12 protein-coding genes are annotated in these 16,700 nt (G+C 54.2%); all 12 read right to left on the minus strand.

Annotation, left to right across the window (positions count from 1 at the left end; translation table 11 throughout):
• Window positions 1-16: 16 nt before the first annotated feature.
• The 12 genes from AC3G2T_RS06980 to AC3G2T_RS07035 all read right to left on the minus strand — a co-directional run bounded on the left by AC3G2T_RS06980 (window position 17) and on the right by AC3G2T_RS07035 (window position 16,678).
• Window positions 17-1,714 carry a glycoside hydrolase family 3 protein gene (locus AC3G2T_RS06980; protein WP_488435004.1) on the minus strand — a complete coding sequence of 566 codons (1,698 nt, stop codon included), beginning with the start codon at window positions 1,712-1,714 and terminating at the stop codon, window positions 17-19.
• A gap of 32 nt (window positions 1,715-1,746) precedes the next feature.
• The gene (locus tag AC3G2T_RS06985) at window positions 1,747-4,383 is read right to left on the minus strand and encodes a glycosylhydrolase-like jelly roll fold domain-containing protein (protein ID WP_488435005.1); all 2,637 of its coding nucleotides are present in this window, start codon (window positions 4,381-4,383) and stop codon (window positions 1,747-1,749) included.
• A gap of 42 nt (window positions 4,384-4,425) precedes the next feature.
• Complete coding sequence (locus tag AC3G2T_RS06990; RefSeq protein WP_488435006.1) at window positions 4,426-5,319, minus strand: carbohydrate ABC transporter permease; 894 nt, start codon at window positions 5,317-5,319, stop codon at window positions 4,426-4,428.
• A gap of 12 nt (window positions 5,320-5,331) precedes the next feature.
• A complete protein-coding gene (locus AC3G2T_RS06995) occupies window positions 5,332-6,201 on the minus strand; it encodes an ABC transporter permease (protein WP_474685077.1) in 870 nt (289 codons plus the stop codon).
• 308 nt (window positions 6,202-6,509) lie between these two features.
• Complete coding sequence (locus AC3G2T_RS07000) at window positions 6,510-8,027, minus strand: ABC transporter substrate-binding protein (RefSeq protein ID WP_488435007.1); 1,518 nt, start codon at window positions 8,025-8,027, stop codon at window positions 6,510-6,512.
• Window positions 8,028-8,136: 109 nt separating this feature from the next.
• Window positions 8,137-9,723 carry a response regulator transcription factor gene (locus tag AC3G2T_RS07005; RefSeq protein ID WP_488435008.1) on the minus strand — a complete coding sequence of 529 codons (1,587 nt, stop codon included), beginning with the start codon at window positions 9,721-9,723 and terminating at the stop codon, window positions 8,137-8,139.
• Between the two features lie 21 nt (window positions 9,724-9,744).
• Window positions 9,745-11,484: a sensor histidine kinase gene (locus tag AC3G2T_RS07010; RefSeq protein WP_488435009.1), complete on the minus strand. Its 1,740-nt coding sequence runs from the start codon at window positions 11,482-11,484 to the stop codon at window positions 9,745-9,747.
• 820 nt (window positions 11,485-12,304) lie between these two features.
• Window positions 12,305-12,877 carry an NADPH-dependent FMN reductase gene (locus AC3G2T_RS07015; protein WP_488435010.1) on the minus strand — a complete coding sequence of 191 codons (573 nt, stop codon included), beginning with the start codon at window positions 12,875-12,877 and terminating at the stop codon, window positions 12,305-12,307.
• Window positions 12,878-13,003: 126 nt separating this feature from the next.
• Window positions 13,004-13,807, minus strand: a complete 804-nt coding sequence (locus AC3G2T_RS07020) for a putative protein N(5)-glutamine methyltransferase (RefSeq protein ID WP_488435011.1) — start codon at window positions 13,805-13,807, stop codon at window positions 13,004-13,006.
• 234 nt (window positions 13,808-14,041) lie between these two features.
• Complete coding sequence (locus AC3G2T_RS07025) at window positions 14,042-14,875, minus strand: DUF72 domain-containing protein (protein ID WP_474684999.1); 834 nt, start codon at window positions 14,873-14,875, stop codon at window positions 14,042-14,044.
• A 587-nt stretch (window positions 14,876-15,462) separates the two neighbouring features.
• Window positions 15,463-16,047: a hypothetical protein gene (locus AC3G2T_RS07030; RefSeq protein ID WP_474684997.1), complete on the minus strand. Its 585-nt coding sequence runs from the start codon at window positions 16,045-16,047 to the stop codon at window positions 15,463-15,465.
• A gap of 130 nt (window positions 16,048-16,177) precedes the next feature.
• A complete protein-coding gene (locus tag AC3G2T_RS07035) occupies window positions 16,178-16,678 on the minus strand; it encodes a hypothetical protein (RefSeq protein WP_474684996.1) in 501 nt (166 codons plus the stop codon).
• Window positions 16,679-16,700 lie beyond the last annotated feature (22 nt).

The raw sequence follows: 16,700 nt of genomic DNA on the forward strand, positions 1-16,700 counted from the left end.
TCCTTGCCGCTTCTTTTTATAGTTTGGCTTCCCAGTAATTGCAGTATGGATCTATCGGGCTCACGCCTTTGAAAGGGGTGCGGCCCAGCAGCTTGTCCACTACGGCGTCGACGACATACTCACTGCTGGAATAAGCGTTGACGAACGTTTTGATCTGCGGCACATCCTGCAAATGGTACGGGCTTGCCAAAGAAATGAAAGCTGTCGGCACTTCGTGGATCAGGAACGGCATATCCAGGCCCATCGGCGGCGCCCAGGTGATGCGGACGACCGTCTGGTTGCTCGCGGTTTCGATGCTGGCGTAGTACAGGACGAGGTCGTAATTGTCTTTGTAGTCTTGAATCGGCGCAAACCTGTTCGCAACCGCAGTCGCCGGATCGAAAACCTCCACTTCGAAGCCTTCCCGCTTCAAACGGTTTACAAATGGAACGTGCGCCTGCTGGCTGCCGTAATTGCTCCCGTCTCCCGTCAGCACGAAACATAGAACGCGTCTGTGCCTTTGCGGATCGATCGGCAGCAGCGCCTGCGTATCCTTCACGAGGGTTACGGCTTCGTCCGCGCATTCGCGCGCCCACTGTTCGTGCTCGCCGCATTTCAGCACCGTTAACGCTTCGGGCGCAGGCACGAGCGATCCTTCGGCTTGCTTTTTATGCAGCCCAAGCGAAGCCTTGAAGGCCAAAATGCGGGTGACCGCCTCGTCTACGCGCTCTGCAGTCAATATCCCGTTCTCCAATCCTTTGAGCATGAATTGGTAATCTTCGTACAGGTTCTTGTTGAACAAAAACATGTCGCAGCCGGCCGCGATAGCTTTGGGTACGGCAAGCTCCCGCTTCTCCGCCATCGTGAATCCGCCCATGTTCGTTGCATCCGTCACAATCATTCCGTTGAAGCCCAGCTTCCCGCGCAGCAGCGTTTGCAGCAGCTCCGGGGCGAGCGTAGCCGGCATCAACTCTTCATCGCGGATTCCGGGCGCAAGCAGCCGGGAGTATTCCGGCAGCATGATATGGCCGATCATCACCGTATTGGCGCCGGCATCGATCATTCCTTGGTACACCTTGCCAAAAGTAGCGTCCCACTCCTCGACCGTCAGGGAATTGATCGCAATGTGCAGATGCTGATCGCGCTCGTCTACGCCATCGCCCGGAAAATGCTTGATCGATACCGCAACGCCGTTCTCCTGAATTCCGGTCATATAAGCTTTGCTCATCGCAAGCACGCGATCCGGGTCGGAACCGTACGTCCGCGTGTTGGTGATCGGGTTGCGGAAGTTCATGTCGATATCGATAACCGGCGCAAACGACCAGTTGCAGCCTACCGCCGCGCCCTCGCGCCCGGCAATGACGCCCAGCCTGCGGGCATGATCCGCGTTGTCCGTCGCCGCTATTTGCATAGGGCGGCCGTAAAAGGTGCCGTCCGAGGCAATTCCATTGCCCCCTGCTTCCAGATTGGCTGCGATGAGCATCGGGATTTTGGATTTCCCCTGCAAAAACCGGTGCACATCCTGATTGGCCAAGCCTTCATCCGGCCGGTACATGATGCCGCCGGGCTGAATGTCCTTCAGAATCGCCGTCAATTCCTCCCGGTCCTTCGTTCGGCCGACAGGGCAAAACAATTGACCGATTTTCTCCTTTATATCCATCCCGGCCAGCGTAGACTTCACCCATTCGATGTCTTCGTCTTCCAGGAAAAAAGGGTTCGCTTTTAAATTAATCATCTTTATTCTTTGTCCCTCCATCATTGCTTACGTTAAAATAGCAGCCTTACCGGCCCCAACAACCCGCTGGGTTCCTGCTGGGCAAAACGCGAGAAGAAATCGCGCCTTTCCTTAACTAGCGTATTCGTCACTTCGATAGCCAGCGCATTGGTTCCGGGGCGGACAAGCCCGCTAATATCGAGGCGATAAGGCGGACAAATGCGCACGCCTGCCGATTGCCCGTTCACCCAAACTTCCGCCGTTTCGTACACTTCCCCCAGGTCGAGCGCAACCGGGCCCCCGCCGTATCCCCATTCAAATTCCGTTTCGTACCGGAAGGTGCCCGAGAATCGGGGAAGCTTGTCCGGCCGGCTCATGCTGACCAATTGTTCCACCGTACCCGCGAAGACGAACGAAGGATATTGCAGCGAAGTCGCCGTGGCCAACTTCCAATTTCCTTTTATTTCAACGCTCTGAGTTGGCGGTGTATGCGGCTGCAGGACCCCTTTCCCAGTTATTCCCTGAAAATCCACAGGGCTGCCAGTGTCTTTTCCTGCCAATAAAACGATCGTTTCATAAGGGCTAAGCCGCAAGGATACGGCCGAGCCTTCCAGCGTCGCTTGACTGTCGACAGAGCTTATTCGGTTAAAGAGAGCGTCATACGCCAGAATGCTGCCGTTAACCGGCAATTGCACGTTCGTTTCAATAACTTCCGCCGGATGCTCGTTGAAAAATAAAAACACATCCAGCTCCTGCTGCTCGTAGCGGTAATAGCGCAAGTACGGCTGCTCCGTATCCGTTTCGATGTCGCCCAGGCCCATCTCGCGAATCCGCGGGGCCAAGCCGCTCAGCGGAACGACCTCCGCCCGCGGATGTGCGGCGAGGGCGTCTAGCGCAGCGGACGCATCCGTTCCTTCGCTGGCGCGCTCGGGCCAGCCGCCCACGAACAGCAGCGGCAGCCCCAGGTCCGCCATGCCGGCCAGGCGGTCGAGCAGCTTCTGCGGCAGCGCCTCGGCATAAGGGACGATCAGGCAGCCGTAGTCCTCCGGACCGACCGTTAACCGGCCCTCGGAGACGGATGCCGATTCCAGGAGCGCGTCGACCGGCAGCACATCGCAATCGATCTGCTTGCGCGCCAGCTCCTTCACGGGCTTATGGAAATACATATAAGCGCCCGACCACTCGGCTTCCGCGTGATACAGCACAGCCGTCGGCGCGCGATGCCGCCCTCCCGACAGCAGATGGCTCATCCGGTTCGTATAGCGGTTAAGTATGCGGTAGTACCGGTACTGCGGATTATGTCCCCGCGCGTACAGATGAGGAGGACAGTCCGGGTCCGGGTACTCTTTTTGCGAAAAAGCATGCGGGATGAAATAGTTGACACCGCGCACAAGCATGTGGTCCGTCAACCATTTCATCAGCTTCAAGCCCTCGGCCCATCCGTATGCGCCGAACACTTCGGCCAGCGTGCGCCCCTTTTTCTTCGGATCGATGTGTCCTGCCGAAGAAGCGAGCTTGGCCAAGCCGTAATGGAAAAATTCGCTGTCCACCGTTCCGGCGATCCAGGAAAAGTCGGCTTCGTCAAAGCCCGGCACGAGCTGCCACAAGACGACATCCACGCCGGACATATCCTGACCGGACACCGCCCTGAAGAAATGTCCCGGCCCGCAACCCAAACGCGCGTGAACGTTGTTATCTTCGATTACGTGGCCGATGTACTCCACGCCGCGCTCGCGGCACCAATCTCCGAGCTGCGTGGAGAAGTTTTGCGCGTACAGCCTGCTGACGACGTTCATATAGGCATAGCGCACGGCAGCCGTCAGTTGCTCGTCCGCTTCGTGCCAAAGCAAAGGCAGGTACTGCCGGCAGGACGAGCCGAACTCCCGCTCCAGTTGCTCTAGCAGATCGCCGGTCCACGGCAGGACCACGTCTTTTTTCCCGGGCTTGGACTCAAAGTTGTATATGGCCCGGTCGTTGTAAAACCCGGGTTCATCGGAGAAAAAGCCGGCGAAAGTTGCGCCAAAATCATCTCGATAGCGTTCATAGTAAGCCTCGTACATCGTATCGATCAGTACGCGCACGGATTCGGCGGCCAGCGGATTCACATAGTCATCGTACTTTTCGGGCGCCCCCTTCGGCGTTCTGACGAGCATGTATATGCGCCAAAACCCGGCCGGAACGTCCCAGTACAGGACGCCGTCCCGTACCTCGGAAGAAAGCTCGGCATATTCGCCGATCAGCGTGCCCCGCTCCGCATCCCGGCGAACGGCGACAACGGCTTCCAGCGCCTCTCCCTCCGACAGCCAGGGGTCGATGAGGAAGGAAGCGTCCTTCATCGGGCCCCGGGCGTCGATGTGACGCTCGGCCAAATACAGCCTGCGCAGCTCCCCAGGGGCCTCCTTCAGCTTCCCGCCTGCGTGGCCGGTCGGAAAATGATCGTCGTCGAACACCCACACCCGCATGGAGCGGCTGCGCGCCTCCTCCATAATCACGTCCATGTCCGCCCACCAGCCCGGGCCCAGGAAGTCCGGATGAGGCCGCGACTCGATGCATACCGCCTTGATGCCGGCTTCGTCGATCCGGGCCATCTCTTCGCGGATGACCGCTTCCCCTTCACCCCGCTGCCACACCAAAGGCAAAATATAGTTGCCTTCTTTTCCTTCAAGCACATCTCTCAAGCGATTGTTCAAACGCCTTCAACCTCCGCTGTCAGTTTCGCGTACCGCCGGGGATCAGCCTTTAACGGCCCCGATCGTAATCCCTTTTACGAAATATTTCTGGAAGAACGGATAAGCGACAAGAATCGGAATCACCCCGATGACGGCAATCGCCATGCGGAACGTTGCGCTCGGCAAAGTCGCCAGCGCCTCGCTGGACTGCGAGCCCATGGAAGGGTCGCTGCTCAAAAATTGGATATCCGTCATAATCCGGTTCAATATGCTTTGCAAGCTGAACAGCTTCGGATTCGTAATGTAGATCAAGCCGTTGAACCAATCGTTCCAATATGCGATCCCTTGAAACAGCCCGATCGTCGCGAGTATCGGCATGGAAAGCGGAAGCACGATGCTGTAAAACGTTTTGAATACGCCCGCGCCGTCCATGCTCGCCGACTCCAGCACCGGAACCGGGATCGTAGTCTTGAAAAACGTCCGCATCAAGAGAACGTTGAAGCCGTTCATCAGCAGGCCGGGAATAATGAGCGCCTGAATCGTATTTTTGATTTCAAACACTTGCGTATAAATCAAATAGGTCGGAACGAGACCGCCGTTGAACAGCAGGGTGAAGAAGACGAAAAAAGCGAGCGGATTGACAAAAGGAAGATCCCGCCGGGACAGCGGGTACGCCAGCAGCGACGTAATGATAAGGCTCGCCGTCGTCCCGATCGCGGTGACAAAAATCGTAATGCCGTACGCCCGGAAAATATTAGTCGCCTCATTCCACAAATAAGCGTAGGCGCTGAAGCCGAAATGTTCCGGAAAGAAGGAATATCCGTTTTGCACGATGGTCTTTTCATCCGTAATCGAGGACATGAACAACAAGAGAAAAGGCAAAATACATGACGCTGCGTATATCCATAAGACTGTGTGTCCGATCCACTGCCATGTGCGGGTTTCTTTATTAACCATTGGGGGACCTCCTTAAAATAATGCATTCTCTTTGTTGATTTTACGGACGACATAATTCGATAAGAGCACCAGCACGAACCCTACCAGCGATTGATACAAGCCCGCGGCGGAAGACATGCCGATATCGCCAAGCTGCATCAGGCCCCGGTATACGTAAGTATCGATAACGTTGGTCGTGTTGTAGAGCGATCCCGAATCCATCGGCACCTGGTAGAATAGACCGAAGTCCGAATAAAAAATGCGGCCGATCGCGAGCAGCGTCATCATGGTGATGACCGGAGCGATGAGCGGAATCGTAATGTTGCGGATTTGCTGCCATTTGGAGGCTCCGTCCAAAGTAGCGGCCTCGTAGTATTCCTGGTCGATACCGATAATCGCGGCCAAATAGACGATACACAGGTACCCGGCTCCCTTCCAGGTATGGATAAAGGTCAAAATGTACGGCCACACGCCCGGCTCGTTGTACCAGGAGACCGCATCCAGGCCCAGCATCGGAAGCACCGTTTTGTTCACGAATCCGTTATCCATGCTCAGCATGGCGAACACCAGATAGCTGACGATGACCGTAGAGATCAGGTACGGCAGCAAAATCACGCTTTGATAAAATTTGGACAAAAATTTGTTCTTGATTTCATTCAGCAAAATGGCGACTCCGACAGCCACAACCAGGTTGATAACAATAAAGACTGCATTGTATAAAATCGTGTTTCGCGTAATGATGTAGGCGTCCGCCGACTTGAACAAATATTCGAAGTTTTTCAGCCCTACCCAATCGCTGCCCCAAATTCCTTTGGCGAAATTGACTTCTTTAAAAGCAATGACCAGCCCGAACATCGGCATATAGTTGTTGATGATCAAGTACACGATTCCCGGGATAATCATCAAATAATACGGGAAAAACTTTTTAAATGTTTTCCATGCCCGGCTGCTTGTCCGGGTATTGGCTGTTCGCTCGGCGCCCAGCGCATTCGCGTTTGATGGATTGTTCATGTCTCTTTCCCTTCTTTCTCTATTCGTCTTTGCTGTACTTTAATAGTAAGAAATTCGCGGTCCCCTCACTATGTCGGACTCGACTTTTCATTAGCACATTTTCGACTTCGTTCGCGGCCGGACTTGGCCGGCTTCCAAGCAAAAAGGCCGCCCCCTCCGTCACTTCCGTGACTCGCGGGGCAGCCTCTGCCAATTGCCGGTTATTTGCTTTGTTTTGCCCATTCGTCGAGCTGTTTTTGTTTCTCTGCGATGATTTTGTCAATGCCCGAGGATTTCAATTTGGCAATGAATTCAGGCAGTATTTTATCCGGGTCTACGCTTCCCGTTTCAAGCGCCAATTTATATTGGTTGAGCACGTTCGTTACCGCTGCATACTCCGTTTTTACGGGGTCCGGGCTGAAGGAGAAGCCAAGCGCTTTCGATTTGCCTGCTTGCTTGTTGAAGCTGTCCATCTTTTCCCAAATTTTTGGGTCGTCTCCGGTAAACACATGGGACAAGAATTGGTTCCCGAACATCCAGCCTTGATTTAGAGCGTAAGCTACCGATTTGGCGTCCATTCCGGCCGGATATTCAATTACACCGCTGTTGTCAGCTTTTTTGACGTAATCTTTGCCTTCAATCCCCCAGTCAAGCAGGTTGACGATGTCTTTGTCGGAATACATCAAATTCAGGAACTGCATCGATTTGTCCGGTTTTTTCGCATTGATCGGGATGCCCCACATAATGGTTGCAACCGTCGACGTTGTCATTGTGGCCGGAGTCAGAGGAATCGTCACTATCGGCGTCCCCACGCCTCTGCTATCCTGCATATCCATGCCCGGCTTTTGATTCGTCAGATAGGCGATGCCTTTGCCGGCTTTCAGCAGAGCGAAGCTGCCGTCCTTATTCGTCGCCGCATCCTGCATAATGTAGCCGGCCGTGTACCAGCTTCTCATTTTCTTCACGAATGCCGCATATTCGGGTGTTTCATAGAGATTGACAACTTTCAGGTTGTTGTCGTAATTCGGCAGGACGCCGATGGCGTCGCCCAAATTATCGAACCATCTGTAGCTGTCCAGGAAGGATAAGCCTGATGTCTGCGGAACAAGCGGCGTCAGATTCGGCTCGGCGCTTTTGATTGTTTTGAGCGCGCCCTCGAGGTCGTCCAATGTCTTGATGCTGTTCGCATCGATTTTGTATTTATCCAAATATTCTTTCTTTATATTCACGCCGTAATTTACGGCCAAATCCCGATTGCTCGGAATCGCGTACGTGCTGCCGTTCACTTTGGTCGCGCTGAGCGAGGCCGGATCAAATACTTTCTTGATATCCTGCCCGTATTGATCCAGCAGCGGGTCCAGCTTCATCAGCTGGCTTTTGGCTACGTAACTCGTATACGTTCTTCCGGAAACGAACATCAGATCCAATTTTTCATTGCTGGAGAGCATCAGGTTGGACTGCTGAGCCCAAGAGCCGACATTGATCGGAGTCAGTTTCACCGTAGCATTGATTTTCGGCAGCGTAATTTTATTGATAGCGTCCTGCACTTCCTGCATATTGGAAGGTATCGCATTGTACGCGGAGAAGGCCACGGTCAGTTCGTAAGGGGCCTCTTTGCCCCCTGCCGCGCCGGACGGCGAAGCCGAGGAATTGCCCGCGGCGTCCTTGCCCCCGCATGCCGTAAGCGTTATCATGCTTCCCGCTAATACAACGCCCAACAATTTGGTTGTTCTTTTCATTGTACTCCCCCATTTGAGTAATTTATGAAGCTACCTTGATTGTACGGCTGCACCGATGGATCTACTATGCTCATTTCGACTTTTCATTAACACGGATTCGACCTAAAAGTCACTTTTTGGCACGCTGCCTGTAGTCGCTCGGATTGAGGCCGGCGTGCTTGCGGAACACTTTCGTAAAATAGGAAAGGTTATTCATCCCCACATGCGTAGCCACATCGGTGACCGGCATATCCGTCTTGTTCAACAGCTCCTGCGCGATCCGCAGGCGCTCGTGGAGCAAATATTCCTTCATGGACATCCCGGTTTCCTTCTTCATCATACGATCCAAATAGTCCGGATGGAGAAAAAACTGATTGGCGATATGCTCCCGGCTCAAGTCCTGGTCATAATGCTTGGAAATATATTTCCCGACTTTGGAGGCTACCGAGTGCGTCGCTTCGATTTCGCGGATATGATCCATCGCCTTGGCGACCATATGCTGAATCCATTCCAGCATATCCATGACCGAGCGGCCGCTCCCCGCGGACAATTCAATGGACCTGCTGTCCTTGAACAGCTCGCGGGCCTGAATCCCCTTCTCCTTCAGGACGGAGTATACAATCTGCATAAAATCGTGATGGAACTGGTGCATGAAGGCTGCGTCCATCCCCGAATTTTGCACGGTTTTCGTCAAATAATGCTTAACCTCGGCCAGCACCTGATCTTGAGCGCCCTGCGCCAGCATGACCGACCATACTTTCATATCGGGCATCGCCGCCGAAACGGACGACTGCGGCTGCCAGCTGCGCAGGAACACCCGGTTGTAATAGGCGACATTATTTTTCTTAAGGCCGAGCAGTTGGCGCACCATCTCGGGCATTTCATGAATCAGAGACGCGTCCCCGACATAGCAGGAAAGGTCGCAATAAAAGTAGCGGTAGCACGATGAAATATACGCCTCCAGCTTGCTTTTCAACAGGTTGGCATCCAGCCGGGCATCTGCGGGCAGCAGGAGCACGGCAAGCATTTCGTTGCGATCCAAAGACATCAGCTGCGCGTCGATGCCCAGTTCGCGAATGACTTCCGCCGCGGCATTTTTCAAGCCGTATTCCAAAATTTTTTCATCCCGCAAAGTCAGCGTCTTATGCCATCTCTGCACATGAATCAGCACGGGCAGCACACGCATGTCTTTGGCGTACGTAATTTTCCGCTCATCCATCGCCTTACGGGCGGCATCCGGATTGGACGGAATAACCAAATTCACGATATCCAGCCAAAACCGTTCGATGAACAAAGGATGATGCTGGACCCAGGATTGGCTGATCTGCGCCAATTCGCTTTCTTTGCGCACCTTTCCGATCGCTTTGACCATCACATCCTCCAGATCTTCAGGCGTAATCGGCTTTAGCAAATAGTCCAGGCTGCCCAGTTGGATCGCTTTTCTGGCAAAAGCAAAGTCCGCGTGGCAGGTCAGGAACACGGTCTCGGTCGCGGGATAATGCTCTTTGACCCAGGACAGCAGCTTCAGCCCGTTCTCCTGCGGCATTTCAATGTCGCAAAGCATGATGTCGATGTGATGGTTGGCGAAAATCTCTTTGGCCTGTGCGGCGTTATAAGCTTCATAGATGGCGGAAATTCCGATTTTGTCCCAATTCACGACTGTTTTTACGCCTCTGACAGCAAGAGGTTCGTCATCGACGATGAGCAAATGAAACATATAGTTGGAACCTCCCATTCATTAGTGATCCGGCTGCAGGGGCAGCTCGATTCGGACTAGCGCTCCCGAAGGCGTACGGTTCGAGAACGAAATGCGGGCGCGGTTGCCGTACAGCAGCCTCAGCCGGTGCCACACATTCCAAATTCCGATATGCTCCCCCTGCTCATCTATAATCCGATTGCCTACCCTGAGCTCCTGCAAAACAGCCTCCGGAAATCCTCTTCCCGTATCGCCGATCTCGATCCGTATATGCGGGTCCGGCTGCGAATCCTCCATTTCGATTCGAATAAAGAGCGCAAGAGGAACATCCATCTGCGGCGCATGCTTGATCGAATTCTCGATGAACGTCTGTATGACCAGCGGAGGCACGTGAATTTTATGGAACGATTCAGGCGTCTCAATGCGGAAGTTCAACGTTTGCTGGAACCGCAGCTCCTGAATCCGGATGTAGTTGCGCACATGCTCCAGCTCATCGTTCAACGGGATGAACGTCAAATTGCTTTTTAACATATAGCGAAAATATTTGACCAGGCGCAGCGTCATTTCCTGGATCAGCTCATAGTCTTTGACCAAAGCCAGATTGTACAAAATGTTCAAGGAATTCAGGAAAAAATGCGGGTTGATCTGCAATTGCAAATACTGGAGCTCCGCCTTCTGCTTGCTGATTTGCTCCTCGTACACATGAATTTTCAATTCCTCGATCTGGCCGATCATCTTGTTGAAGGTCGTATGCAGCAGTTGGAACTCGTCGGAAGCAGGGTACGGCTGAATCCGCACTTTGACGCCCCCTTCCCCGATGCGCTTCATGGCCGACACAATCCGCATCAGCGGAATCAGCATCGTCTTGCGAAGGAACAGCAAAAACCCCGGCAGCAGCAGCAATCCCAAAAAAGAAACCACAAATACGATTCGATTCAAATAAGGCAAGTTTTGCAAAATCGTCTCATTCGGTATCATCGCAACGAGGCTGAAATTCGCTTTCTTGGATCGTTCGCCGACGATCAGGAATTGATTCTTGGCTCCGGTCAAATAATACTGCTGGAAGCTCCGGCTTAAATCAACGTCCTTGGCCGGCGCGCGCGCATCGTCGGTCATCGGCTCGCCGCGGTCCGTGACGAACATGGAAGCGCCCTTTTCCCCGATATGAATGAGCGTCAGCGGCAGCATTAACGTTTTGACATTGACCCAGGCGCCTACGTACATATTGCCCAGCTTGAGAATGCGAAACAGATAATAATCGCGGTTAATCTTTTTGACAAACCAGTTGCCCTGCAAGGACGGCCCGGTTTCAGGCGCGCCCCCCAGTTCCGTCCGCAAATACTCCCTGACAAAATCCCTTTCGCCCGAATCGGACACCTGGTTTTTGACAACATCCAGCAAGTCTTTTTGCGCCGGCGAATATATAAAGTAGGAATCGACTTTATACATTAATATGTCATTCGAAAGCTTGTCCGACAGATGAATCTTGGCCAGCATATAATCATCCGGCGTAGGCGGGCTCCTCAGGATTTGCAGCTCAAAATTGGCCGACAGCAGTGAATTCAAGTATTTATCCGCCTCGTCCAGCCCGCTGTCGATTTGCCCCATATACAGGGAGATCATATTTTTGTTGGACATCGCGACCTGCTCGCGGACTACGTGAATCGCGTAAAAATTATTATAAAAAAGCAGCCCCAGCAAAGGGATGGCGACAAGCAAAAAGCTGATGACCAGCTTGAACCTGATCGAATTCCAGGGAATGTGCAGCTTGGGCAGGTTCATAGAGCCGCTCTCCTTTTTAAACCGGATTATTCTCACATATGATGTTACATCGCGATCTTAATACCCACATTAACGGCGCGCCGCTTTTTTTGCTATCCTGGATTCGACCTAACTACCCAACGAATTCGACTTTTTTAGCAAACAATCGAAAAAAACGCCAGGAACATAGCGCCCTGACGGTACGATCCTGCTATAAGTTCCACCGCTCCGTTGAATCCAGCCGGGTGTGCTGCAGCTCTGCATGGCGGCGGGCGACCTCTGCCGGCGGCGGCCGATGCGCCTGCTCACCTTCTAGTTTGCAGCATTATTCGACAAATATCCAGCGCACTTCGAAGGGGTCTGTACAATGCGAAAATCCCTGCACTTTTGCAAGCTGCCCAGTAACCCATATGCCTGAACCTGACGCACAATTTGCCTGATTGCGTGAAGAAAACCTGCAAAAGTCAGGCTGTTGAAAAACCCCCGTGTCAGAGGCGATAGCCACAATCTGCCTGGCCGCGCAAAGAAAACCTGCAAAAATACATGAATTTGTCTTTGATCGCTGGCCACCGAGAATTCCTGCAAAAGTGCAGGCTTTTCACCGCGAACATGGGCTCTGGTTCATTTTTATCGAAAATTCCTGCACAATCGCGGGCTTTTCGCCAAAATGAACCATGATTACAGAAAAAACCTGCACTTTTGCAGGCTTTTCCCTGTCGAGCCGCATTGTCCCATGGGCCTGCATGTATGCCTTCCGCACCTTAGCACGCCCCACGAAAAAAACACCGCAAAAAAACACCTCCCTTGCGTTCGCATTTCAGCGAGAAGGAAGGTGTTTTATTTAACGGAAGCCTTTGGGGGCGTCTTCCTCAGGGATGCCGCGAAGCAGCGCATGAAGAAGGGCTGCCAGCTCCTGTGCGGTGGCAGCGTCCGAGATGCCGCCTTCCGCGCTCAGCTTCTTGTTCACGAAGGGAACGAGCATCGTTCCCCCTTCTACTACATGCGCTGTCAGCATGCGCAGAGTCAGCATTAGCGAGGCATGCGCCTGCCCGCCCCCTGTCGCCAGCGGGGACGCACTAATCACAGCCGTAGGCTTGTTCAAAAACTCACCCGAAGATACGATCCAGTCGAGGGCGTTTTTCAAAACGCCCGGTACTCCGTTCGCATATTCAGGCGTACATAGAAGCACTCCGTCAGCCGCCTTCAGCCGCGCGCGAAAATCGTTGACCGCGGCAGGCGGCTCCTCCCCGTCCAGATCAGGGTTAAAATGCGGGAGCTCCCCGATCCCTCCATACAACGTAACCGTCATAGAGCCGGGGGCCAAAGCCGCCGCTGCGCGCAAAAGGATCGTATTCGACGAGCTTGCCCGAAGGCTGCCGGATATCGCCAAAATGTCCGCAGTTTTTCCATCCATCTCTTCCATTTCCTCCTTGTTCGTACAGCCATAGCGCTTCAAACCTATTCTAAGCCATGACATTAATGTAAGAGTCAAGGGATGAAAGAAACGTTGCGACTAGTGGCAGCCGCCTGATGATCGGCTCTAAAGGTTCGGCCTGGTTCCGATGACGACGGTGGCGTCCAGTTCGTCGGAACTCGCCACCTGCGGGATCAGCCCGCTGCGGGCAAAAATCTCGACGGTCTGCGGAGACTGCCGCTCGCTCGTCTCGACCAGCAGGCGGCCGCCCGGCGCCAGCCAGAGAGGTGCCGCAGCGGCTACCCGCCGCTGGAGGTCGAGCCCGTCCGCGCCTCCGTCGAGCGCCACCCGCGCCTCATGGACGCGGGCCTCCGGCGGCAAAAGCCTGATCGCTTCCGTGGGCACATACGGCACGTTAGCGATCAGGATGTCGACCCGGCCGCGCAGAGCGGCCGGCAGCGGCTCGTAGAGGTCACCTTCGTACACGTGACCTCCGGCAGCAGCGACGTTGCGGCGAGCGCAGCGCACCGCGGCGGGATCGATGTCGACGGCGTGCAGCTCGACCCGGTCCAGACCGGCGGCCAGCGCGACGCCCAGCGCGCCCGTGCCGCAGCACAGGTCCGCCACTACGGCTCCGGCACGAGCGAAGGCGGCGGCCTGGCGGACAAGAAATCCGCTGCGTTGCCGGGGGACGAAAACTCCCGGGTCCACTTCTATCCGCAGACCGCAAAACTCCGCCCAGCCGATGACGTGCTCGAGGGGCAGGCCGGCAACCCGCCGGTCCACCATGCCGGCAAGGTCGGCCGGCGTCCGCGCCGCAGAAATGAGCAGCCGGGCCTCATCCTCGGCGAAAACACAACCGGCCGCCCGCAGCCTGGCCGCGATCCTTTTACACTCCTCCAAGTTCAAAACAGCGCCCCTTATGTTCATCAATCCCTCTCCTCTACGAAAGGTTACAAATTCATTATGAACATTTTATCCCCGTCTCAGCTTGCCGGACAGGTACAAATTCGTTATAAGGGACTTCCCCGCCCCTTAACCGCCAAAAAGACTGCCAATCCACGGCAGACCCGAATTCAATCCCTGGCTGCTTCGCTAAACGCAAGTAAAAAGAGACCTGCTATCGCCCCGAACAGGTCTCTTTTTGCACTCGTTTCCTTTCACTCAAAACAAATCCAGCTGCCTCGGCGCCAGCCCCTCGTAGTCGAGCCCCAACATCTCCATCAGCTCTTTGGCGTTGCCCGCCGCATGTCCCCCCGAGTTGTTGTTGAAAATAACGCATATATCCTTCACCTGCTCCTGCAGCTGCAGCAGCCGCTCTTTCCATTCCAGCAGCTCCTGCCGGTTGTAATGATATAAATACCGGACATCGCGCCAGTTTGTCTCGCTGTTTTGCTTCCAACCGCTTACGTTGCGGCCGTGAAAACGAACGATGGTCATGTCCGGGTGCGTCGCCCGCAAAACCGTCGGCACCGAACCGATCCCCGCTTGCGGCTCATCGCAAATGCTGTGCATCCAGCCTTCCCGCTGCATAAAAGCCAGCGTCTTCTCCATCATCCCATCCGCAAACCAGCTCTGATGGCGAAACTCCAGCGCGGCCGGCAGGCTGCCCATCTTGGCCTTCGCATAGCGGAGCAAGTCGACATTCGCCTTGCTGCATTCAAACCATGGCGGATACTGAAACAGTACCGCCTTCAACCGGCCCGCCTCCTGTACCGGACGCACCGATGCCAAAAAAGCGTCAAACATCTGCTCCGTTCCGGCAAAAGGATTCTCGCCCCGCAAATGGCCCGTCATGCCCTGATATGCTTTAACAATAAAGCCGAACCCGCCCGGCGTTTCATCCAACCATTTGCGGTAATTGCGCTCCGGTTGAACAGCATAAAAGGAACTGTCCAGCTCCACAATCGGAAAATGCGCCCCGTATATTTGCAATTTTCCACGGCTGTTTTCGCCCAAATCATGGTCGCCCCATCCGCTTAATCCGATATAAATCAAAGGCTATCCCCTCACCGCGTTTTTCCTTCCATTGTAGCCAAGCGGATGTTCAAAAATCAAATCACACTTTCCCTAAAATGCACCAGCTGTACTTCCATTTCTTTATACTAATTACAAACTTTTTACTAAAATATTGAGGTGAAACAAAGGGGACTCTATCTGGAAATTTATATACTTCGTGCCGCAGCCATTCGTTCGATGGCCTGGCAGCAGCGGTAAAACCTGCAAAAATGCAGGCTTTTTCGATGAAAGCGGCTCGTTTTGGCGAAAAGCCTGCGATTGTGCAGGAATTTCCGGTTGAAATGGGTCTAAGCCCGGGGGCTAGATGAAATTGCTGCACTTTTGCAGGAATTTTTCGCTGCTGGCGCATTGACGAGCAAAAAACTGCACTTTTGCAGGTTTTCTTCTTCTCGCCTTATCCCCAGCACAGCAAATGAGCTTCTCAACAGTTTGAATAATACAGGCCATAACGCAAGCTTCTGTGCCGCGCCAGCTCCGGCGATGCACTAGCCCGGCTTCTCCAGCATCAGGGTCCATCCATGAGCCGAGCCGAAGCTTAACGGCGTCTTTGACGGCCCGTTGGCTTGTCACATCACATCGTCCCGGAAAAGCTCGTTGTAGTACACGTATTTGCTGGCGGGGTACTTAAAGCCCAGAAACATGCCGGAATACGCGATCTCCAGGCTGATCAGCCGTTTCGTCCTGACGGTGCTGCGGATCAGCCGGCTGAGGAACGCTTTATTCCCCTGTTTGATCGCATGGGCCACGAGCGCGGCATATTGCGGATTGCGGGCGAGCTCCCGGTAAAGCGGGACGACCTCCCTGGCTATCGCCCGATGGATCGAGCCGTTAAAAGTGAATTGCGCCTGCCCCGGGCGGATCGATGTCGCATTGGTAATTGCATAGATCGGCTTCGGCAGCGGAAAATCAACGAAATAGCCGATGCCGTTCGAGGCAAGCGAGGATAGCGGCTCAGCGCCGATCACGGAGCGGAGCATCTTTTCCATGACCGCCAGATCCGCTTCGCGCACGGCTTTGGCCCATTTCTCGGCAAAAGGGCGGCTGGCAGCTATTTTGCAGTAGAAAGGAAGCATGATTGCTGCCGCTTTACGCAGCGCGAGTGCGGGGAGAACGATTTTTTTGCGAGAGCTTTGCAGCTTTACCGTTTTCATGAATACCCCTCCCTGAATGAATCTTCCGTATTACAGACTATTACATCAGGGAGCGATAGGTGCGCCAATTGCGTGCAGCACAATAAAACCCGGGGAGCTTTTGTCCCCGGGCTCGCTATAGCAACCGCATTTATGTTAATATTGCCCGGCCGCTGCGCCGGCTCGGTTTTGGCCACTTGGCCTTGAGGGCCGCTTGCACGTCAGCCCAGAGCTGCTCCTTGGTTTTGCCGTCGATGCTGATGCCAAGCTTATGCGCCCGCTTGAGCAGATTGCCGATTTTCTTTTGCTCCCGGGCCTGCCCGATCGCGGAGCGAAGCTGCTTCGCCGTCAATCCGTCCGTGCCGATGCCGAGTGTTCTCGCTGTTCCTTGCAGCTTTGCCAGCTCAGCCTCCTGAATCTCCGTCTTGAGCTCCTCCTGCGTTTTACCGGCCATAGTACCGATGCCCAGCTTCGCCGCCTTTGCCTGCAGCCTGGACAGCGCCCTGTCCTGCAGCAGCCGCTTGCCCGGATAAAAACCGGAGCTTATAGACGTTTCAACCGCGGCCTCCAGCTCCGCTTCGGCCATCGTCGGAATGCCTGAAGCTATAAGCTCTGCCAGCGCGATTCCCATCAATTCTCTATGCATCATCATACACACTCCTCTATATTCAAAT

Source organism: Paenibacillus sp. sgz302191, from assembly GCF_057749925.1.